Annotated in this window: 19 protein-coding genes; 2 read left to right on the top strand and 17 right to left on the bottom strand. The window is 45.2% G+C overall.

The annotated features are described in order from the left end of the window. The first annotated feature begins 105 nt into the window (after positions 1-105). Together NL626_RS14235 and NL626_RS14230 are read left to right on the top strand one after the other, a co-directional pair. Complete coding sequence (locus NL626_RS14235) at positions 106-1689, top strand: LysM peptidoglycan-binding domain-containing protein (protein ID WP_017820746.1); 1584 nt, start codon at positions 106-108, stop codon at positions 1687-1689. Beyond that, positions 1686-2372: a YIP1 family protein gene (locus NL626_RS14230; RefSeq protein ID WP_033905504.1), complete on the top strand. Its 687-nt coding sequence runs from the start codon at positions 1686-1688 to the stop codon at positions 2370-2372. Before NL626_RS14235 ends, NL626_RS14230 begins: the two co-directional genes overlap by 4 nt. 1 nt (position 2373) lies before the next feature. On the opposite strand, the gene NL626_RS14225 is transcribed toward NL626_RS14230, so the two are convergent. From NL626_RS14225 to NL626_RS14145, 17 genes are all read right to left on the bottom strand, one after another. Then, positions 2374-3219 (bottom strand): endonuclease/exonuclease/phosphatase family protein, encoded by an 846-nt coding sequence (locus NL626_RS14225; protein ID WP_033905505.1) that lies wholly within the window; start codon positions 3217-3219, stop codon positions 2374-2376. 140 nt (positions 3220-3359) lie between these two features. Next, on the bottom strand, positions 3360-3698 hold the full coding sequence (glnB, locus tag NL626_RS14220) for a nitrogen regulatory protein P-II (protein ID WP_005380372.1): 339 nt from the start codon (positions 3696-3698) through the stop codon (positions 3360-3362). A gap of 187 nt (positions 3699-3885) precedes the next feature. Further along, complete coding sequence (locus tag NL626_RS14215; protein ID WP_005391816.1) at positions 3886-4200, bottom strand: cytochrome c; 315 nt, start codon at positions 4198-4200, stop codon at positions 3886-3888. A gap of 70 nt (positions 4201-4270) precedes the next feature. After that, complete coding sequence (gene tilS, locus NL626_RS14210) at positions 4271-5581, bottom strand: tRNA lysidine(34) synthetase TilS (protein WP_239932087.1); 1311 nt, start codon at positions 5579-5581, stop codon at positions 4271-4273. Between the two features lie 106 nt (positions 5582-5687). Further along, complete coding sequence (accA, locus tag NL626_RS14205; RefSeq protein ID WP_005380365.1) at positions 5688-6647, bottom strand: acetyl-CoA carboxylase carboxyl transferase subunit alpha; 960 nt, start codon at positions 6645-6647, stop codon at positions 5688-5690. 46 nt (positions 6648-6693) lie between these two features. After that, positions 6694-10173 (bottom strand): DNA polymerase III subunit alpha, encoded by a 3480-nt coding sequence (gene dnaE, locus NL626_RS14200; RefSeq protein ID WP_253657463.1) that lies wholly within the window; start codon positions 10171-10173, stop codon positions 6694-6696. 81 nt (positions 10174-10254) lie between these two features. Then, positions 10255-10890, bottom strand: coding sequence for a ribonuclease HII (gene rnhB / locus NL626_RS14195; RefSeq protein WP_005380361.1), 636 nt, complete (start codon positions 10888-10890; stop codon positions 10255-10257). Between the two features lie 9 nt (positions 10891-10899). Then, a complete protein-coding gene (gene lpxB, locus NL626_RS14190) occupies positions 10900-12039 on the bottom strand; it encodes a lipid-A-disaccharide synthase (protein ID WP_253657462.1) in 1140 nt (379 codons plus the stop codon). 119 nt (positions 12040-12158) lie between these two features. After that, positions 12159-12947: an acyl-ACP--UDP-N-acetylglucosamine O-acyltransferase gene (gene lpxA, locus NL626_RS14185; RefSeq protein WP_005380357.1), complete on the bottom strand. Its 789-nt coding sequence runs from the start codon at positions 12945-12947 to the stop codon at positions 12159-12161. A gap of 1 nt (position 12948) precedes the next feature. Continuing rightward, complete coding sequence (gene fabZ, locus NL626_RS14180) at positions 12949-13401, bottom strand: 3-hydroxyacyl-ACP dehydratase FabZ (protein ID WP_005380349.1); 453 nt, start codon at positions 13399-13401, stop codon at positions 12949-12951. A 232-nt stretch (positions 13402-13633) separates the two neighbouring features. Continuing rightward, the gene (lpxD, locus tag NL626_RS14175) at positions 13634-14665 is read right to left on the bottom strand and encodes a UDP-3-O-(3-hydroxymyristoyl)glucosamine N-acyltransferase (protein WP_054577588.1); all 1032 of its coding nucleotides are present in this window, start codon (positions 14663-14665) and stop codon (positions 13634-13636) included. Positions 14666-14671: 6 nt separating this feature from the next. Next, positions 14672-15181: an OmpH family outer membrane protein gene (locus NL626_RS14170; protein ID WP_005391804.1), complete on the bottom strand. Its 510-nt coding sequence runs from the start codon at positions 15179-15181 to the stop codon at positions 14672-14674. 13 nt (positions 15182-15194) lie between these two features. Continuing rightward, on the bottom strand, positions 15195-17609 hold the full coding sequence (gene bamA, locus NL626_RS14165; protein WP_005391802.1) for an outer membrane protein assembly factor BamA: 2415 nt from the start codon (positions 17607-17609) through the stop codon (positions 15195-15197). 44 nt (positions 17610-17653) lie between these two features. After that, complete coding sequence (gene rseP, locus NL626_RS14160; protein ID WP_005380334.1) at positions 17654-19012, bottom strand: sigma E protease regulator RseP; 1359 nt, start codon at positions 19010-19012, stop codon at positions 17654-17656. Further along, positions 19012-20217: a 1-deoxy-D-xylulose-5-phosphate reductoisomerase gene (gene ispC, locus NL626_RS14155; protein WP_005385353.1), complete on the bottom strand. Its 1206-nt coding sequence runs from the start codon at positions 20215-20217 to the stop codon at positions 19012-19014. The genes rseP and ispC overlap by 1 nt, the downstream gene beginning before the upstream one ends. A gap of 50 nt (positions 20218-20267) precedes the next feature. Beyond that, the gene (locus NL626_RS14150; protein ID WP_005385351.1) at positions 20268-21110 is read right to left on the bottom strand and encodes a phosphatidate cytidylyltransferase; all 843 of its coding nucleotides are present in this window, start codon (positions 21108-21110) and stop codon (positions 20268-20270) included. Between the two features lie 12 nt (positions 21111-21122). Continuing rightward, positions 21123-21878, bottom strand: a complete 756-nt coding sequence (locus tag NL626_RS14145) for an isoprenyl transferase (RefSeq protein WP_005380331.1) — start codon at positions 21876-21878, stop codon at positions 21123-21125. Positions 21879-21892: the final 14 nt, after the last annotated feature.

Raw genomic sequence — 21892 nt, 5'->3', positions numbered from 1 at the left:
AAATTAGTTAGTGTTTAAAAGATGTCTATTATCTTGCGACTGCCACGCACATTACGTTGCGCGACAGGCAGGTGAAGATAAACAGGCCCTAAATAGGCTGAATCCATGCGTTTGAAGTATACTTGGGCGTTGGCGTTGTTATTATCTGGCTGTCAATTGACTCAGTCAGATTCAACGTCTTCTACACCAGAAACCAATAAATCTGAGCAGACTGCAAAGCAAAATGCAGTAAAAGCTCAACCGGGCAATAAATCGTCACTAGCAAAAAAATCCGCTAACGACGCGCCTAAAGTTCTCTCCCCCCAAGAACAAGAAGATGTGTGGCAACGTATCGCCATGCAGCTGGACATGGATATCCCAAACCACAAGAAAGTGGACTACTACCGTACGTGGTATTTAAAGCACCCAAATCACCTTTACACGGTATCTAAGCGTGCGACTCCTTTTCTATACATGATCACAAAACGTATCGAAGAGCGCGGACTCCCAATGGAGCTTGCATTACTTCCTGTAGTGGAAAGTTCATTCGATGCCTTTGCCTACTCACATGGTAGCGCGGCTGGGTTGTGGCAATTTGTCCCAGGCACCGGAAAAATGATGGGATTAGAGCAAAACTACTGGTATGACGGTCGCAGAGATGTGGCAGCAGCAACGGATGCAGCGCTGGACTACCTAGTACAACTAAACGAGCGTTTTGATGGTAACTGGGAACATGCAATCGCCGCTTATAACAGCGGTGGAGGCCGAGTTTCTAGCGCAATTCGTAAGAATAAAAAGCTCGGTAAACCTATCGATTTCTTCTCATTAGACTTACCAAAAGAGACCAGCAGTTACGTTCCTAAGCTATTGGCCTTGGCTGACGTTATCGCAAACCAAGACAAGTACGGACTTAATATTCCTGCAATTCCAAACAAGCCTGTTCTAACGCTTGTTGATCCAGAAGAGCAGTTAGATCTGGCTATTGCCGCAGATTATGCCGGCATTAGCGTAAAAGAGTTGCAGAGTTACAACCCAGCATACAACCAGTGGTCGACAGCGCCTGAGGGGCCGCACCAACTTTTGATTCCCGTAGAGAAAAAAGAGACTTTTCTCACCAAGGTGGAGAAAAATCGCGGTAAAGGGATGAAGGTCGCTCGCTACAAGGTGAAATCTGGTGACTCTTTAAGCGTGCTAGCTAATAAATACGGCACAACCACGAAAGTCATTCGACGTGCCAACGGCCTATCGAATAACAACATTCGTATTGGTCAATACCTATTGATTCCGACATCAACAAAAGACGATGCAAAATATGCATTAACGGCACAAAACCGATTAAACAAGACTCAATCTCGTGCTCGTGGTCAACTCAAGCTCACCCATGTCGTTCAGTCTGGAGAAAGTTTGTGGTCAATCGCACGTAACAATAAAGTGTCGTATAAATCGTTAGCTAAATGGAATGGTATGGGCCCTAAAGATCCATTGCGTGTGGGTCAAAAGCTAGTGATTTGGAAGGACTCAGACAAAGGTTCTGTGATCCGTACCGTTTTCTACAACGTTCGCTCTGGCGACACCATTAGCGGCATTGCAAGCAAGTTCAAAGTAAAAACGAACGACATCGTGAAATGGAACTCGCTACACAAGAAAAAATACTTACAACCAGGTCAAAAGCTTAAGTTGTACGTTGACGTAACGAAGGTAAGTGTATGAACCCATCAAGCAATCCACTTGTGATGCTGTTGGACATTTTTCGTTCTCCAACATCTTGTTTTCTCGCGCTTTATCAACGCGGTGGATGGGGATGGCAACCGTTCATCTTCCTGATGCTTAGTCCGTTTTTATTCTGGGGTGCTTACTTTTCGAATGTCGATTTCACGTGGCTCAGTGACCAACTTGCTGCGCAATTTCAGCAAATCGACCCGAAGCAGATTGAGCTATTAGAACCAAACACGCTAATGGCAAGCGCGATCATCAATGATGTATTCAACCGCTTTGCCACCTTAATATTGCTCGCGCTTTGGTTCTTTCTTGCAACAAAGGCAAGCAAACAACAATACGGTTACTGGAAATGGTTTGCCGCATCGTGTGCTATCTTATTCCCAGCAGTATTGGGCGATGTAGCAAGCTACGCGAGCTTGCTACTCAAGCATGGTCAGGTAATGACTTACGCTGCCGATTTAAATAGCCTCAATGGTCTATTAAAGCTGCCTCTTACTAACGAATGGTCTCATTTCGCTAGCTCGTTACCTTTGCTTCTGCCTTGGTACATTGTGCTCGGCTACGGCGTTGTACTGACGTGGACGGAGTTTGAACGTGGCCAAGCTTTGGTGATTGCAAGCCTGCCATGGGTATTCTTCTACGTTATTTGGGCACTTTATATTGTGGTAACCTAAGCTAGTCATTTAACGTAAATGACAATAACAATGGGTTATGATCGGAAGCGTCGCTCTGCGGCGCTTTTGCGTACTTAAGCGTCAGACCTCGGTAAAACACATGGTCCAGTGGTAACCCTGTTATAAATTGGACTCGATGATCCGGCAAGAACGTCACCTCTTGTAAGTCCGCAGCCTTTAAGGCCTGCCTCATCGCATTAACGCGAGATTCACTCCAGCTATTGAAGTCTCCAGCAAATAGAATTGGCCCCACATGATGCTTTAAAAGCATTTCAAGCGCCGTTAACTGAGATACATACTCTTTTGTACCCACGGTGAAGTTAATCGCATGTACATTCACCACTGCGAGTTTCTCGCCATTACTCAAGTGATACTGGCTATATAATGCAGACTTAGGTAAGCGAAGCCACGGCTCTTTAGAGGTGTAAGCGCAGGCTTTTTCTGGTTGCCCTTGAGCAATACTAATTACACCGGCACCGCTACCCAGCGCCTTAAAAGCACTCACTTGATTACTAACCCAGCGACCATCCACCAACCACTGTTTAAATGATGGTGTCATGCTGGCTTCTTGCAATAACAGTAACTGCTTATCAGCAGAAAACTCATCGAGTGCACGTTGCCAATTAGCCCGGTTCTGTTTGTAGATATTCCAGACAAGCACATTGATTTTGCCGTCATGATCGAGAGCTTTTGAATCGCTAAATTCGATGCACCTGATATCTTGTGTCAGCTCGGTACCTGTTTGAGTAATAATTTGCGGCTGATCTGGTACGGTGAAAATAACCTGGAAGCCAACCAATACCGCCATTACGAGAAAAGCTAACGCCAGAAAAAAACGCTTAAACATACGACAAACCTGAATGTAGGCACCCAAAATCTAGAACAACAAATCTCGGGTTAAATGATTTCACTAATAAGCAAACAACAAAAAAGGAGCCACTTGGCTCCCTTTTAGCATAATAAATACGAAACAGGTGACAAGAAACCTTAGATCGCGTCTTCGTCTTCTTCACCAGTACGAATACGAACCACACGCTCAATATCAGTGACAAATATTTTACCATCACCAATCTTACCAGTTTGCGCGGTTTCAATGATTGTCTCTACGCATTTATCAGCCACATCTTCCGTTACAACGATTTCGAGCTTCACTTTAGGTAGAAAGTCCACCATGTACTCTGCACCACGGTAAAGCTCGGTGTGACCTTTTTGGCGACCAAAGCCTTTCACTTCAGAGACGGTCATCCCTGTAATGCCAACTTCAGCTAGCGCTTCTCGAACATCATCCAGTTTAAATGGCTTGATAATCGCTTCAATTTTTTTCATGTTCATCCCTTAAGCTTCAATCGATTGCGCTTATTATCGTTTAGCGTTTCGCAACATTCAATGTTTGTCTCTGATCCACCAGCGAAAATCCAGATTGAGCAAATTAACATAGCGAATATCGTGAGTTGATAAAACCCCAGTGAGGACTGCTCAATGCCCAATCGTCCAAGCTTTTTCAGACTCGCGTTTACTTCAAACTTGCGTAATAAGCCGCTAGGTTAGCGATATCTTCATCAGACAACAATGAAGCTTGAGCTTGCATCACAGCAGCAAGCCCACCTGTTCGCTCTTTATTTTTATAAGCTTTAATTGAACTGATAATATATTGCTCATTTTGCCCTTTCAGATTTGGGTAACCCGGAATGACAGCAATACCATCAGCGCCATGACACGCCGCGCATACTCCCGACTTTGCTTGACCTGCTGTAGCATCTCCCGCAGCTAGAGCTTGCCCACTAAACATGGTTAACGCCACCATTGCACCCATGATTGTTTTCTTCATTGCTTCACCTAATCAATTATTATTTAAGGATTTTTATATTTTATAATCGACATTGTGGCATGAATTTTCATTACCTGCGCCAAATAAGTTCACAATCTTGACCATTAAACGCCTGATCAACGAACAGATCTGCCACAGCAACGACTCGGTCTTGATACATCAAAATCGGAATTTGACGACGCAGCCAGCTTGGCACATTGTATTCTTGGAACAACTTCTTCAGTTTTCGACTGTGATTACGCGTGGTTGGATGCGCTGATAAGCCTTCCGGATTAAAGGTCACGCGAAGCAATTCTGGCTGACTCGGAAGCGCAATCGTTGCGTTGCTAGAACTCGTCGTTAAGGTCAGCTCCCCTAGCCGCTCTGGAAGCGATAAAACGGTATCGACTTGAATCGTACTTTGCCACTCAGTGACGTCAGCGATTTCCGTTACCCAATAGAGACGATTTCGAAAACGGCGCACTTCACCTTGTTTAAGTTGTAGTTTGGGGTTGGCATCTTGCTGAGCTAATGCGACTTCATTCCAGATAAGATTGAGTTGTACCTGAGTCGGCATACTAGTATTAAGCTTAGACAGCCACATACGAATCAAGCGCGCACGCGCTAATCCACTGTGCTTAGCCAGTTCTTCAATACTCAAACTTAGATCCGTTTGTAAAGCGCGTTCAAACACCGCGCTCAATAGTTCATCCAATAGCGCTTCTTGTTGAGCACATAAGTTTGCACTGCGCTGAACCGCTTGATGGATACTCGGCCAGCGACCAGACAATTCAGGAATAACACAATGACGAAGAAAGTTACGATCATAACGGGTATCTTGATTGCTTTCGTCTTCCACCCACTCCAAGCCTAATTTAGTAGCGGCTTCTTCGATGGTCTTCCGCTTGATAGTAAGCAATGGTCGAACTAGAGATCCGCAAGAAAACGGCATACTCTCCGCCATCGAAGATAACCCTTTAGGCCCGCTGCCGCGCTTAAGCGCAAGGAGAAAAGTCTCTATTTGATCGTCGGCATGTTGACCAGTCAACAGTATATCACCTTCTTGAATGTACTTAGTTAAGGCTTGGTAGCGAGCTTCACGAGCAAGAAGTTCAATACTTTCACCATTGCTGATGTCTAAGCTCACTCGCTCGATCGAGCACGATATCCCCACTTGTTGTGCCCAAAGTAAGCATTTATCGGCCCAATTATCGGCATTCGAGCTTAAACCATGGTGCACATACACAGCGTGACACTCTACAGAGTGCGCTTGTTGGTAGCGACTGAGTAATTCGAGTAAAAGACGTGAATCCACTCCTCCGCTAAACGCCAAGACAACCTTAGTGCCTGATTGATAGTAGCGGCCGAGAACTTGAGCAAAATGCAGGTAAAGCGATTCCATAAACGATCCGATAGGTACAAAAAAGGGCTGGACTCTCATCCAACCCTTTCTATTTTAACTGTTATCACTTGAGATATCAGCTAACGCTTAATAGCAATCACCGAAATTAACAGTAACCGTAGCTCATTAGACGCTGGTAACGACGCTCACGTAGCGTCTCTTCATCCAATTGTTCTAGATCTTCTAGCTGACGAAGTAGTGTCGCTTTCATATTCGCTGCCATTTGAACATGATCGCGATGAGCGCCGCCTAGTGGCTCTTCAATGATTTCGTCGATCAGTTCAAGCTCTTTAAGACGCGGAGCAGTTAGACCCATTGCCTCTGCCGCTTGTGGCGCTTTGTCTGAATCACGCCATAAGATTGAAGCACAACCCTCAGGAGAAATTACTGAGTACGTAGAGTACTGAAGCATGTTCACATAGTCGCCTACACCGATTGCTAGTGCACCACCAGAACCGCCTTCACCAACAACGTTACAGATTACTGGCACTTTAAGACCAGACATCACTTTTAGGTTTTTCGCGATAGCTTCAGATTGACCACGCTCTTCTGCGCCCACACCTGGATACGCGCCAGCCGTGTCGATAAATGTGATGATCGGCATGTTGAAACGCTCTGCCATTTCCATCAAACGTAGCGCTTTACGGTAACCTTCTGGTTTTGGCATACCAAAGTTACGTTTCACTTTCTCTTTGGTTTCACGACCTTTTTGGTGACCAATGATCATCACAGGGCGGCCTTCAAGGCGAGCCATGCCACCCACAATCGCTTTGTCGTCTGCAAACGCGCGGTCACCCGCTAATTCATCAAACTCCTCAAAAGCGTGTTGGATGTAATCCAGCGTGTAAGGACGTAGTGGGTGACGAGCCAGTTGAGCTGTTTCCCATGCGCCTAGGTCGCTGAAGGTTTTTTTCTTCAGCTCTAAGCTTTTCTTCTCAAGCTGTTCGATTTCTTTATCCAGGTCAATCGCAGAATCACCTCCGTGACGAGAGACATCACGTAATGCTTCAATTTTCGCTTCTAGTTCTGCAATTGGCTTTTCAAATTCAAGAAAGTTTAGGCTCATCTATGAATCCTTGTTTACTCAGCGTCTAACATATTGCGCTGAATTTTTAGTTAAATTCGAGTTCTACCTGGCTTTTGCCAAGTAACTGTTTTAAATCGTCGAGTAATGTATCACTTGGCGTTACTCGCCACTCGGTGCCCAATGTTAACCGCGCTCTGGCGTCGGCACGCTGGTAGTATACATTGACGGGTACGGTTCCGGCTTTGTGCGGTTCTAAAATACGGCTGAACTGCTCAAAAAACTGATCATTGATCTGATTTGCATCTATCGATACCGACAAACCACGAGCGTATTTCTCGCGCGCACTGCCAAGATCCATAACTTCACGCGCCGACATTTTAAGGCCACCGTTGAAGTCATCAAAGCTGACCTGTCCAGAAACGACCAAAATTCTGTCTTTTTCGAGAAGTTCAGCGTATCGATCCAGCGCATCTGAGAACAACATCACTTCCATGCGACCACTTCGGTCATCCAGTGTCATAATACCAATTCGTGTACCACGCTTGGTCGTCATTACACGAGCGGCAATAACCAGGCCGGCTACCGTGACAGATTGATCGCGGCGAGTGGGCGTTGCGTCTTTTAGTCGACAACTGGTGTATTTGTTTAGTTCCTTTACGTAGGCGTTAATTGGGTGCCCTGTCAAATAGAGACCTAGGGTATCACGCTCGCCCTCTAACCACACTTTTTCTGGCCAAGGCGGAACCTGCGTATACTTATGCTCTACTTCTTCAGGCGCATCCGTTAGCACACCAAACATATCCGTTTGACCAAACGCCTCAGCTTGGTGATGTTGACTTGCGGCTTTTACCGCATCATTGAGTGAAGCCATCATCGCCGCGCGGTGTGGGCCTAGTCGATCCAACGCGCCCGCGTAAATCAGCTTCTCTATCACTCGTTTATTGACGCGTTTTAGATCAACTCGAGCACAGAAATCAAATAGGTCTTTAAAGTGACCACCTTTATTTCTCGCCTCAAGAATCGCATCGATAGGACCCTCACCTACCCCTTTTATCGCACCAATACCGTAAACAATTGCGCCATTTTCATCAACATTAAAGCGATATAAGCCAGAGTTGATGTCTGGTGGCAGCACGGTGAGCTTCATACGGAAACACTCATCGACCAAGCCAACGACTTTTTCCGTGTTATCCATATCGGCTGTCATTACCGCAGCCATAAATTCGGCAGGGTAATGTGTTTTCAGCCAAAGAGTCTGATAAGAAACCAATGCATAAGCAGCAGAGTGCGATTTGTTAAAACCATAACCGGCGAACTTCTCTACCAAGTCGAAGATTTTCATCGCCAACTCGCCATCGATACCGTTCTTTATCGCACCTTCTTCAAAGATAGCACGTTGTTTTGCCATCTCTTCTGGCTTTTTCTTACCCATTGCACGACGAAGCATGTCCGCACCACCTAGCGTGTAACCTGCTAAGATCTGCGCAATCTGCATTACCTGCTCTTGGTACAGGATGATGCCGTAGGTTGGATCAAGCGTCTCTTTTAGCGACTCGTGTTGCCACTTTTCATCTGGATAAGAGATCGCTTCTCGACCATGTTTACGGTCGATAAAGTTATCTACCATGCCCGATTGCAAAGGACCCGGACGGAAGAGTGCAACCAATGCGATAATGTCTTCGAAACAGTCTGGCTGAAGTCGTTTGATCAGCTCTTTCATGCCTCGAGATTCAAGCTGGAATACTGCTGTCGTTTCAGAGTTTTGCAACAAACGGAAAGAGGCAGGGTCTTCTAACGGTATGGATTCAATTTGAACCGGTTCTTTCCCTTCTCGCTCTAGGCGTGGGTTAATCAGTCCTAACGCCCAGTCAATAATGGTTAAGGTACGTAAACCCAAGAAGTCAAACTTAACTAGGCCAGCGGTCTCAACATCGTTTTTATCAAATTGAGTAACCGGAAAGTGACCTTCAGCGTCTGCATAAATTGGCGCAAAATCGGTAATTGTTGTAGGTGAAATTACAACACCACCAGCGTGTTTACCGGCGTTTCGCGTACAGCCTTCCAAAATATGACACATGTCGATGAGTTCTTTAACTTCCTCATCGGCCTCATACAATTCAGGTAGTGCAGGTTCAGCTTTAAACGCTTTATCTAGCGTCATGCCTGGATCGGGCGGGATCAGCTTTGAAATACGATCAACAAAACCAAATGGGTGGCCCAATACGCGGCCAACGTCACGGATTACCGCTTTTGCCGCCATGGTACCAAACGTGATGATCTGAGATACCGCGTCGCGACCGTACATTTCCGCAACGTGGTCAATAACCTGGTCACGTTTATCCATACAGAAATCGACGTCGAAATCGGGCATCGAAACACGTTCTGGGTTCAAGAAACGTTCGAACAGCAAGTCATATTCTAGTGGATCCAGATCGGTGATTTTTAGTGCGTAAGCCACCAAAGAACCAGCACCGGAACCACGTCCAGGACCGACAGGAATTCCATTATCTTTTGACCACTGGATGAACTCCATTACGATCAAGAAGTAACCAGGAAATCCCATTTGGTTGATAACATCTAGCTCTATCTGAAGACGTTCATCATATTCAGGTCGGCGACGTTTTCTCTCTTCCTCATCTGGAAATAGGAACTCTAAACGCTCTTCCAACCCCTCTCGGGATTTCATGACTAGGAACTCAGTCTCTTTCATCCCTTCGGTTGGGAAAGCTGGTAGGAAGTACTCACCTAAGCGCACAGTCACGTTACAACGCTTCGCTATCTCGACACTGTTTTCTAACGCTTCAGGAATATCAGCAAACAGCTCACACATTTCTTCTTCTGTACGAAGATATTGCTGCGGACTGTAGTTTTTTGGCCTACGCGGATCTTCTAATGTGTAACCATCGTGAATCGCTACGCGTATTTCATGAGCATCAAATAGGTCTGGACTCAGGAATACAACTTCATTGGTCGCCACTACTGGCAAGTCTTGCTGCTCTGCCAATTCAACCGCAAAGTGAAGATAAGTTTCTTCATCTGGACGACTGGTACGAAGTAGCTCAAGATAAAAGCGATCTGGAAAATGCTGTTTATAAAAATCAACACACCCCTGCACTATTTGACGGTTGCCTTTCAAAAGGCCGCGGCCAATTTCCCCGCTTTTACCGCCGGATAATACAATCAAGCCTTCAGACATTTCAGCCAACCAGGCTTTATCAATCACAGGGTGGTGTTGAACATGTCCACGTAAGTACGCTTTTGATATCAATAACGTCAGGTTCTTATAACCCACATTATCCGCCGCAAGCAAAGTCACTTGAGTCAGCTCTTCACCAAACTCGTCCGACTGCATTTTAAAGTCAGCACCGATGATCGGTTTAACACCACTGCCATGCGCCGTACCGTAAAACTTCACCAAACCACATAGGTTGGTAAAGTCGGTCAACGCCATTGCGGGCATACCGAGCTCAGCAACTTTCTTTACGATTGGCGGAACTTTGTTGAGGCCATCCACCATCGAGAAGTCACTATGAACACGCAGGTGGATGAATTTGGGATCTGACATTAACAGGTACCGTGTAACTCTATTTTGTTGGGGATTCTAACCTAAAGAGGTTGGGTTTATAACACCAATTAGATCGTTTGATTATTCTATGCCTAACGCTTTTTTTACTGGCTTGAAACTCTTGCGGTGTTCACTGATCACTCCGTGTTGCTCAATCGCTTCAAAGTGCGCTTTAGTTGGGTAACCTTTGTGCTTCGCAAAGCCAAATTGTGGATGAAGTTTATCCAACTCTTCCATCTCTTGGTCACGCACGACTTTGGCAATAATTGAAGCCGCACTGATTTCGGCAACACGTAGATCGCCTTTTACTACAGCTTGAGCATCCATTGGCAGCTCCGGACAACGGTTACCATCAATCAACACCAAATCAGGTTGAACCTGTAACCCCGCCACTGCACGCTGCATCGCAACCATAGTCGCCTGCAAAATATTCAGTTGATCGATTTCTTCAGGAGAACAACGCCCGACCGCCCACGCCAATGCTTTTTCTTTGATTTCAGGAAGCAACGCCATGCGTTTCTTTTCGGTCAATTTTTTCGAATCGTTCAACCCTTCAATAGGATTGTTAGGATCAAGGATAACCGCAGCGGTGACGACGTCTCCCACCAAAGGACCACGTCCTACCTCGTCGACTCCGGCCACAAGCTGGTAACCTTGCGGATATTCAAACGGAGGGAGTTCAACTTTGGTTTTGGTCGCTTTTGGTTTAACAGCCATGATAAATCTCTATTTTTCAATCAGTTTTAGAACCGCGTTTGCGGCTTGTTGATCCGCATCTTTACGGATCCAATGATGCATTTCCGTAAACTTATCTAACATCGGTTTATTGTCGCTTTCCAATAAGCGAGAAACCTCAGTAAACAAATTGTCTGGTGTGCACTCATCTTGTAGATATTCTTTGACGAGCTCATCATCCGCCAAGATATTCGGCAATGACACATACTTCGTTTTCAATAGACGTTTAGCTAAGAAAGCAGTAAATGCATTCACACGATAACCCACCACCATTGGACGCTTGAGAAGCATACACTCCAACGCTACGGTACCGGAGGCCAACATCACAGCATCGGATGCGGTGATGACGTTGCGTGCGGTGTCATCAACTAACTTGAAGTCCAACTCTGGCGCTAGCTCTTTCCATGCTTGTTCAAACTGCTCACGGCGTTTTTGATTAACAAGCGCGACAACAAACCCCAGTTCTGGAAATTTGTTATGGAGTAACTTGCAGGTTTCAATAAATGGCTCTGAGAGCATTTTTAACTCGCTACCACGACTGCCTGGCAGGACAGCAAGCCACTTTTTATCTTGTTCTAAACCAAGCAACTCACGTGCAGGCGCTTGTTCTGATTCTAGTGGGATGGCATCAGCCAAGGTATGACCAATGAACTCGCAAGGTACATTAAATTTGTCGTAAAACGCTTTCTCAAACGGAAGAAATGCTAGCACCAAGTTCGTTGCCGCTTCTATTTTAAAGATGCGCTTCTGACGCCAAGCCCAAACAGACGGACTCACGTAATGAACGGTTTTAATGCCCGCTTGCTTGAGGTCAAGCTCCAAGCGTAAGTTGAAGTCAGGAGCATCGATCCCGATGAAAACATCAGGCGGATTCTGAGTAAAATACTGAACGAGCTCAGCTTTCACTTTAAGAAGTCTCGGTAAGCGGCCTAAAACCTCGACTAATCCCATCACCGCAAGCTCTTCCATTTCAAACAGAGACTCGCAACCTTGGGCTATCATTTTCGGACCGCCAATGCCTACGAACTCTGCGTCTGGATATTGCTGCTTTACTGCTTTGATAAAGCCTTCACCTAGCGTATCGCCAGACAATTCTCCGGCAATGATGCCAATACGTAATGGTCTTTCCATATCTACTTCGCTATTTTTCCTGTGCGCTATGGATAACGGTTTGCCTTATCCATAAAACACAAAAAGATCGTAACCTCAAATTCGGTCACGATCTTTTTATTTATTGGTTCATTCGCCAATTAACGAATAATGCCACGTTCCGTCGTTTCCAGAATATCTGAGAAACGCTTCACAGCCGGCCACTCTTGAGCCATTTCAGCCAGAATAGGCTTCACTTCTTCTAGCGTCTTACCTGAACGGTAGATTTCTTTATACGCTTTTTGTAGCGCACGAATCTCTGGTTTCTCAAAGCCATTACGCTTCAAGCCAACAAGGTTCAAGCCGAATGGAGTAGCGTGGTTACCTTGCGCGAGTACATAAGCTGGGACATCTTGCACCACAGCTGAACAGCCGCCAATGTAAGCGTAAGCGCCCACTGTACAAAACGGATGAATCGCAGACAGTGCCATCACACCGGCATAATCATCAACAGTAACGTGACCACCAAGAATCGAGTTATTACCGATATGAGTGTGGTTACCAATAACAACATCATGCGCAACGTGTGCATTCACACACAATAAGTTGTCATCACCAATGATCGTGGTTGCTTTGTCCTGCACTGTGCCGCGGTGAACTTGGACCGCTTCACGAATGACGTTACGGTCACCGATAACCACAGTTGTGTCTTCACCACCGTATTTTTTGTCTTGGTTTTCTTCGCCGATGACAGCATGTGGGAAAATACGGTTATCTTTGCCAATAGTCGTGTGACCTTTGATCACAACGTGAGACATCACTTCTGTGCCTTCACCAATTTCAACCGTAGAGGTGATGTACGTAAAAGGACCTACTGTTACGTTAGCACCAATTTTGGCGCCCTCTTCTACCACCGCTGCCGGGTGGATTTTAGCGGTTTCATGAATCATATTAAAACTCTCGACGAGCACACTTCAGTTCTGCAGAACATACCACTTCGCCGTCAACTTTTGCTACACCGCTAAATGCAGCAATGCCGCGACGTTCTTTCAGAAATTCTACCTCAATAACCAATTGGTCGCCCGGAACCACTGGTTTACGGAATTTCGCGCCGTCTACGCTTGCAAAGTAGTACAGTTCATTTTCTGTTGGTGCACCAAATGATTTAAATGCAAGTAAGCCTGTTGCCTGAGCCATTGCTTCTAAAATCAAAACACCTGGGAATACTGGTAGTTGAGGAAAGTGACCTGTGAACTGAGGTTCGTTAACCGACACGTTTTTAATCGCGTGAAGGTACTTCTCTTCTTGGAAGTCTATCACTCGGTCGATCAATAAGAATGGGTAGCGATGAGGTAGTAGCTCTTGAATTTCAGAGATGTTCATCGTTTTCTTTTCAGTAGTCAAAGTCGTCTTCCTATATCAATTTTTTGCCGCCAAGATGGCAAACGTGGCAACAGGTCGTAAAGCCGAATCGCTTTGCAATATACTAGCAAAATACGCACCATCTTGGAGTTAAATCTACTTAGAGCGCGTCATTATAGAAGAAAAAGACCCGCATTTCGCGAGTCTTCGTACAGAATATGGAACTAGAGCCTGTTAGCTTTCACGTTAAATACAGAGCGAAAGATAACTTGTTCTAAATTTCTTCTTTCTGTTCCAGCTGTTTTTCAACCGCTTTCAGGCGCTTATTCATCTCATCAATACGGTGAACTCGAGTTGCAGTTTTACGCCACTCTCTGTTCGTTTGTAGTGGAATACCTGATGAGTAAAGGCCTTTTTCTTCGATACTGCGCATTACCATGCCCATACCTGTAATCGCCACACCATCTGCGATAGTGATATGGCCATTCAGAACAGACGCGCCGCCAATCTGGCAGTACTTACCAATTTTTGTACTGCCCGCGACAATAGTACCACCAGGCATCACGGTACCATATCCGATCTGCACGTTGTGCGCGATTTGAAGTTGGTTATCCAGAATGACATTGTCTTCAATGATAGTATCTTCGAGTGCACCGCGGTCAATCGTAGTACAAGCACCAATCTCAACGCGGTTACCGATACGCACTGAACCAAGCTGAGGGATTTTGATCCACTCGCCTTTGTCATTCGCATAACCGAAGCCATCAGAGCCAATGACGGTACCCGATTGAACGAGACAGTCATCACCCAATGACACTTCATGGTAGATAGTGACATTAGCCCAAAGCTTGGTGTTATTCCCTAGCTTGGCGTTCTTACCGATAAAACAACCAGCACCAACGCTTACGTTGTCGCCGAGTTCCACGCCCGTTTCAATCACGGCGTTAGCGCCGATTGTAACGTTCTCACCCATTTTAACGTCAGCGGCAATCACAGCACTTGGTGCAATATCGTCTGCCGGTTTTGGTGTGGTATCCATCGCTTGGACCACACGAGCAAATGCGACATAAGGGTCTGAAACCACTAGCGCATTTCCAACGCATTGATCTTTATGCTCAGCCTTTACCATAACAACGGTAGCTTGGCACTCAGAAAGGTGTTTTGCGTATTTTGGGTTAGACAAGAAGGTTACGTCACCTTCTCGTGCTTTATCCATTGGGGCAACACGGCTTACAACGAGAGACTCGTCACCAAACAGCTCACCCCCGGTAATTGTCGCCAATTCGGCTAATGTCAATGTCTTCATAACTTCTTATTTTAGAGCTTTAATTACGTCTTCAGAGATATTGTATTCTGGCTTGCCGTACTGCAAAGCAGAGATATCAATCACAAGATCGTAACCATTTTTGTCTGCGACTTTCTTAACTGCATCTTGAATCGTTTTGAAAAGCTTCGCTTTTTCTTCAGCTTCACGACGCGCACTTGCTTTTTCAAGTGCTTGTGCTTTCACTTTGTACTCGCTGTCTAGCTTCGCGATATCGATACGTAGCTTTTCAACTTCGTCTTGACCCAAAAGCTCGCCGTCACGTTGTAGCTTCTCAATCTTTGTTTTAGCTTGTGCTTGGATTGACTTCAGTTCATCAGCTTTGCTTTTGAAGTCTTTCTGCATTTTTTGTAGTACAACTTCACGTTGAGGAAGAGCTTGAAAAACTTGAGCTGTATTTACGTAAGCAATTTTCTGTGCAGCTTCTGCCGCATTTGCAAACATTGAAGAGCTCAGTACAAGAAGGCCAATCCCAGCCGCTTTGATCATTTTATTCAAAATATTTTCCTCTTTAGAAAGTTCTACCGATAGTGAATGTGAAGAACTCTTCATCATCGCCATCAAATTTCTTAATTGGTTTCGCTAGTGAGAATACTAGTGGCCCCATTGGAGACATCCACTGCAACGCCGCACCGTAAGAAGAGCGGTAGTTGGTTGGATCTGAGTAATCGTAGTAGTAACGGTCACCATATTCCGCACCTGAATCGCGGTAGTCAAACTCCGTATCCCAAACACTTGCCATATCAAAGAAGATACTGGTACGAATTTGGTTTTGTACTTCTTCTGATGCAAATGGTGTTGGGACAATCAACTCAACACTTGCTAGCGCTACGGCGTTACCACCAACAGAGTCATCTGTTGCTGTATCTGCGCCATTGTTTGAACCAGATGTATCACGGTAAACCGCTTTAGGACCAACAGAGTTTGAGCCAAAGCCACGAAGCGATGTAAAGCCACCTGCGTAGTAGTTTTCGTAGAATGGGAACAAGTTATCGTTACCATCCGTTTGACCGTAACCATTACCGTAACCTAAGCGGCCACGGAACAAGAGGGTAAACTCGTGCTTTTTAGTCAATGGCACATACTGGCGAACATCGTACTGCATTTTGAAGTATTGAACGTCAGAGCCAGGTACGGTCATTTTATAGAATGCACGCTGATGGTTACCTGCCGTTGGGAAGTAACCACGGTTTAAGTTATTACGTGTCCAAGAGATATTGAAGTCGAAGTCGTTTGTGTTCAACGCCCCACTAGAATCAATGTTGTCTGCTTGTGCTCGTAAGAACTGCTCTACCTGCAAGTAAGGCGATAAGTTACCGATCTTGTTGTGCGTATAACCGACACCGAATTCAAAACGGTTCAACTCATCGAATGGGAAGCCCCACGTTAAGCTCGCGCCATAGCTTTCGTTGGTATAGTCAACAATATTGGCTTCTTTCGCTTCAAATTCGTTATAGAAAACCTTACCACCTAAGCTTACACCGTCTAAGTTCCAGTACGGATCACGGTAATCTAGGCTGATGTTTTTCTGGTAGTCATTCATCATCGCATTGATACCAACACGGTTACCGCTACCAATAAAGTTATCTTGTTGCAGGCCAACCTGGAAGCTCACACCCGATTCTGTACCGTAGCCAACACCGAAGTTAACGCTACCAGAGTTCGCTTCTTTGACAGAGTAAACTAGGTCAACTTGATCATCACTACCAGGAACTCGAACCGTCTGTACTTCAACATTTTCAAAGTAGCCCAAACGATTTAGACGAGTTTTACCCGTTTCAATCGATTTCGAGTTCAACCAACTGCCTTCCATCTGACGCATTTCACGACGAAGGACTTCATCTTTGGTTGAGTTATTACCCGTGAAGCGAATATCACGAACATAAATTCGGTTACCCGGATCTACGTTAACGACCAAAGAAACTTCTTGATTCTCGTCGTCAAACTCAGGAATGGTGTTCACTTGAGGATAAGCATAACCGGACTCACCAAGCACACGCTTAATTCCTTCTTCCATTGAAGTAACCAACGAGCCGTTGTATGTCTCATTGTCTTCAAATGGCACAAGTCTTTCGAACGTCGCTTCCTCACCAATCAAATCACCACGGAACTTCACGTCCTTAACGGTGTAAACCTCGCCCTCTTCTAGACCAAGAGTAATGTATACCCCTTTCTTGTCAGGAGAGATTGCAACTTGTGTCGAATCAACGTTAAATTTTAAGTAACCACGATCCAGGTAGAATGATTTGAGTGCTTCAATATCACCTGCAAGGACTTGCTTTTGATACTTTTCATCAGAAAGGAAATTCCACCACGGCACATCAACATTTAAGTTAAAGCGCGAAAGCAGTTCTTCATCACTGAACACTTCATTACCGATAAAGTTGATTTGCTGAATTTTTGCCGACACACCTTCAGTAAAGACAAACTTAAGGTCAGAACGATTACGTGGTAGTGGAGTAACCACCGCTTTTACTGTTGCGTTGTATTTACCTACGCTGTAGTAAAAGTCTTCTAAGCCTTTTTCAATGTTGCTTAGCGTGGTGCGGTCAAGCGCTTCACCTTCACGAACGCCAGACGCGTTCAGGTTTTCTTGTAGCTGCTCGTCCTTGATTGCTTTGTTACCTGAAAAAGAGATGCTTGCAATGGTAGGACGTTCTTTGACTTGAACCATCAGAACACCACCGTCACGCAACACTTTCACATCTTCAAAGTTACCAGATGCATACAGGGCGCGGATAATTTCTGCAACATCGCCTTGGCCAATGGTATCACCGACACGTACAGGCATTTTCAACAATGCAGCACCCAGTGCTACACGCTGCAATCCATCGATTTCAATATCTTGAACTACGAAGTTCTCTGCTCCATTTGCAGATACACTGGTCGCCAGTAAACTTGCAAATAGAATTCGCTTAATCGCCATACTTGTTCTAATTATTCCTTGCTACTGCTTTTGTCTCTGAACTATCACAGACGAGTAAAATCATTAAATAGCGCTAACGCCATGAGCGAGAAGATGATCGCACCACCAATTCTAAAGCCCATTTCCTGCACTTTCTCAGGAACAGGACGTCGAATGACTGCTTCAATTGCAAAAAACAACAAATGACCGCCATCCAACATTGGTAAAGGAACGAGGTTAATAATACCTAGGTTAACACTAATTAGAGCGAGAAAACCTAAAAAGTAGACCAAACCATAATCTGCTGTCGCGCCTGCGCCTTTGGCTATTGATATTGGTCCACTCAGATTATTCAGACCAACGTCTCCAACAATCAGCTTCTTAAGCATGCTGATTGTCAAACCAATGACTTGGCCAGTTTTGTCTACTGCTTTACCTATTGACTCGAATACACCAAACTGAAGATCGAAGCGATAACTTTCTGGCCATTCTGCGACTTTAGGTGCAATACCTGCAAAACCAACGACTTCTTTGTTAGCTAGCTCACGGCTACCGGGCGTCAGCGTCAATGTTTGCTCATAACCCTGACGTAACACCGTCAATTCAAGCGGTGTATCAGGATTAGAACGAACCGCTTCAACCACTTGCTTCCATTCGGTTACGCGTTGTTGACCAATTGCGACAACCTCATCACCTGGAAGCACACCGGCTTTTTCCGCCGCTCCACCTTGCGAGACCTGCTCGATAACTCGATACACCTCCGGTGTATACGGAGCAAAACCTAACGACTGCATCGCTGACTGAGTTTCTGGGTCGAACTTCCACTCACGTAAATCGAGCGTTTTCGTTACTTCTGAACCAACTTCATTCGCTGACGTTAGTGTTACCGTCATCAAATCATCGCCAATATGAGAAATCAATCCCATATTTACTGATTCCCAATCCGGAGTTTTGATACCAGATATCGATTTAAGTTCCATTCCAGATTCAATTCCAGCTTCCGCAACAATCGAATTGGGCGTAACTTCACCAATTACAGGCTTAACAGCCGGGATACCAATTAGAAATACCAGCCAATAGGCAAAAATTGCGAAAAGAAAATTAAAGATGGGGCCAGCCGCAACAATAGAGGTTCGCTTCCATAACGGCTTCTTATCAAACGCTAGGTGCTTCTCATGTTCTGGCACCTCATCGACACGGCTATCAACCATTTTCACATAGCCGCCGAGAGGGATCATTGAGATGCTGTACTCCGTTCCGTCTTTGCCTACTTTACTCCAAATAGACTTGCCGAAACCGATTGAAAACTTTTCAACTTTAACGCCGCAACGGCGAGCAACCCAAAAATGCCCAAATTCGTGCACGGCAACAAGAATGCCCAGTGCGACGATAAAAGAAATGAGATTCCACAATATACCAGTCATCAGCTACGCTCGCGTATGGTTTCTAGGGCAATAGTTCGTGCCATTCTATCTAGCTCGAGCAAGCTTTCCAAGCTATTCGCATTCTCAGCTTTGCAGCTTGCGTTGATTTTATTCAACACAGACTCATTGATGCGAGCAATATCGGTAAAACCTAGTCTGTTATTTAAAAATGCATCAACAGCGACTTCATTAGCTGCGTTCAATGCTGTTGTTGCGTGTTGACCTTCATAACAGGCATCAATTGCGAGTTTTAAACATGGGTAACGAGCAAAATCAGGCTGCAAAAACGTCAGCTCGCCAACTTTCGTGAAGTCTAGCGGCTTAACCCCAGCTTCCACTCTTGACGGGTATGACATGGTGAGCGCAATTGGCGTCGCCATATCCGCTTCTCCCATTTGTGCCAAGACCGAACCATCACGATACTGAACCATAGAATGAATTACCGATTGAGGATGAATAACCACCTTCAGTTGTTCGCGAGCAGCATTAAATAGCCACTTAGCTTCGATATACTCAAGGCCTTTATTCATCATCGTGGCAGAGTCAACAGAAATTTTTGGCCCCATCGACCAGTTTGGATGAGCAATCGCCTGAGCGGGTGTCACCTGTTCCAGTTCTGCGATGTCAGTGTAACGGAAAGGACCACCAGATCCAGTCAACAAAATATGAGAAATGCCATGTTCTTGTAAATTGCAACGACCTAGATTGGTTTGTACTTGCTGTGGTAAACATTGGAAAATGGCGTTGTGTTCACTGTCGACGGGAAGTAGCTCTGCGCCAAATTCTTCTACAGCATCAATAAATAGCTGGCCTGACATTACAAGTGCTTCTTTATTTGCCAACAAGACTCGCTTACCTGCTTTCACGGCAGCCATGGTAGGCAATAAGCCAGCTGCTCCTACAATAGCAGCCATTACACTGTCGACCTCGTCCAGCGAAGCAATATGGCATAGCGCATCAACACCACCTAGCACTTCGGTACCTGGCGAAACCGAGTGTAGCTCAGCTTGAAGTTGAGACGCCGCAGCTTTATCTGCCATGACCGCATACTTAGGTTGCCACTGACGACATAGACCGATCATCTTTTCAACGTTAGTGCTTGCCGCTAAGGCAACGACAGAAAACAGATCTGGGTTTTGTTCGACCACTTTAAGCGTGCTTGCACCAATTGATCCAGTAGCACCAAGAATCGTTAACTTTTGCATGTTGTAAGACCGTTAGAAAGCTCAGGAGCGACGACGCCGCTCCTGATAAATTAGAATACGTAGTAAAGAAGAGCAAAAACTGGGAATGCTGCGGTTAGGCTGTCGATACGATCTAGCACACCACCGTGCCCTGGGATAATGTTACTGCTGTCTTTAATGCCTGAGACACGTTTGAACATACTTTCAACCAGATCACCAAGCACTGAAATAACGACAGTAACCAGCGTAATCAGCACCATATGGACAGGGCTAGTGAACTGGATATCGAACCAATCAGCAAATGCCCACGCTACGATTAATGCCGTGATAATGCCACCAATTAGCCCTTCAATGGTTTTATTGGGGCTTACATGAGGAGCCATCTTACGTTTGCCTAAGCTTTTGCCTGCAAAGTAGGCGCCGCTATCTGCAGCCCATACCAAGAAACAAACGTACAACACAAGCTTTGCGCCGTGGTATGGATCTACAGTGATGTCATACGCTCTGAGAATAATCACACTCCAAAGGAATGGGATTAATGTCAGAAAACCAAATACATGACGTAAAACAAAATTACTTTGCCAAGATTTCGTCGTTTTGGGGTAAGTAATCGCCATTAAGCTAGCAATAATCCACCAAACAAAACCAATACCCAAGACGACATAATGAGGTGTCGTTAAGTGATTGAGGCTATATGCATCAGGCGAGATGTATAGAAAACTAAGTCCGGTAATAATGATTGCCGGCACAAGGGCAGCAATGCGAGAGTTGCTTCCTGTAAACTGAGTCCACTCCCAAAAACCTAATAGCGTTATTGCAGTTAAAGCGGCAATAAAGCCCATTAGCGGTAATTTAAAAATGCCTAAAATAACCAGGGGAGCTAAAATTAGTGCTGTTATTATTCTCTGTTTCAAACTAACTAGTCCTTATTGAGCTGCCATCAATGCCTTTATTTGTTCACCTGTACAGCCAAAACGACGTTCTCGGTTGATAAACCAAGTTACAGCTTCTACCAAACTGTCTTCATCGAATTCTGGCCAGTACTCTGGTGTAAAGTACATTTCTGCATAAGCCATTTGCCACAACATAAAGTTGCTGATGCGGCACTCTCCACTGGTGCGAATTAAAAGATCCACTTCCGGTAGGTCTGCCATGGTCAAATGCTCAGTGATTAGCTGCTCATTGATATCCTCTACACGAATTTCACCGTTACGTGCTTTTAGCGCTAACGTTTTAGCAGCTTCTGTGATGTCCCATTTACCGCCATAGTTGGCTGCAATGTTGATCACCATACCCGTGTTATCTGCCGTTAGGTTTTCTGCTTCTACAATTTTCTTTTGTAGACGCTCACTAAATCGACTGGTATCACCGATCACGCGCAACCGTAAGTTATTTTTGTGTAGTTTTTTTACTTCACTAGACAGGACCGTGATAAACAGTTCCATCAAAAGACCCACTTCTTCCTCCGGACGACGCCAGTTTTCACTACTAAAAGCAAACAGCGTCATGGCTCTAATGCCTAGTTTTGAAGCAGCAGCCACGGTCTTACGAACGGCACTAACGCCTTTTTTATGACCAAATACGCGAGGTTTTCCTTTGGACTTAGCCCAACGGCCATTACCGTCCATAATGATGGCAATATGCTTAGGAAGGGAATCAGAGAAGGCTTGAGAATTTTGCATAGGGAGTTAATTGA

The organism is Vibrio sp. Y58_MX_L22, assembly GCF_024181865.1.
GTDB lineage: Bacteria > Pseudomonadota > Gammaproteobacteria > Enterobacterales > Vibrionaceae > Vibrio > Vibrio alginolyticus.
Note: the sequence above shows the minus strand (reverse complement) of the source record. Positions and strands in the feature narration are given on the sequence as shown.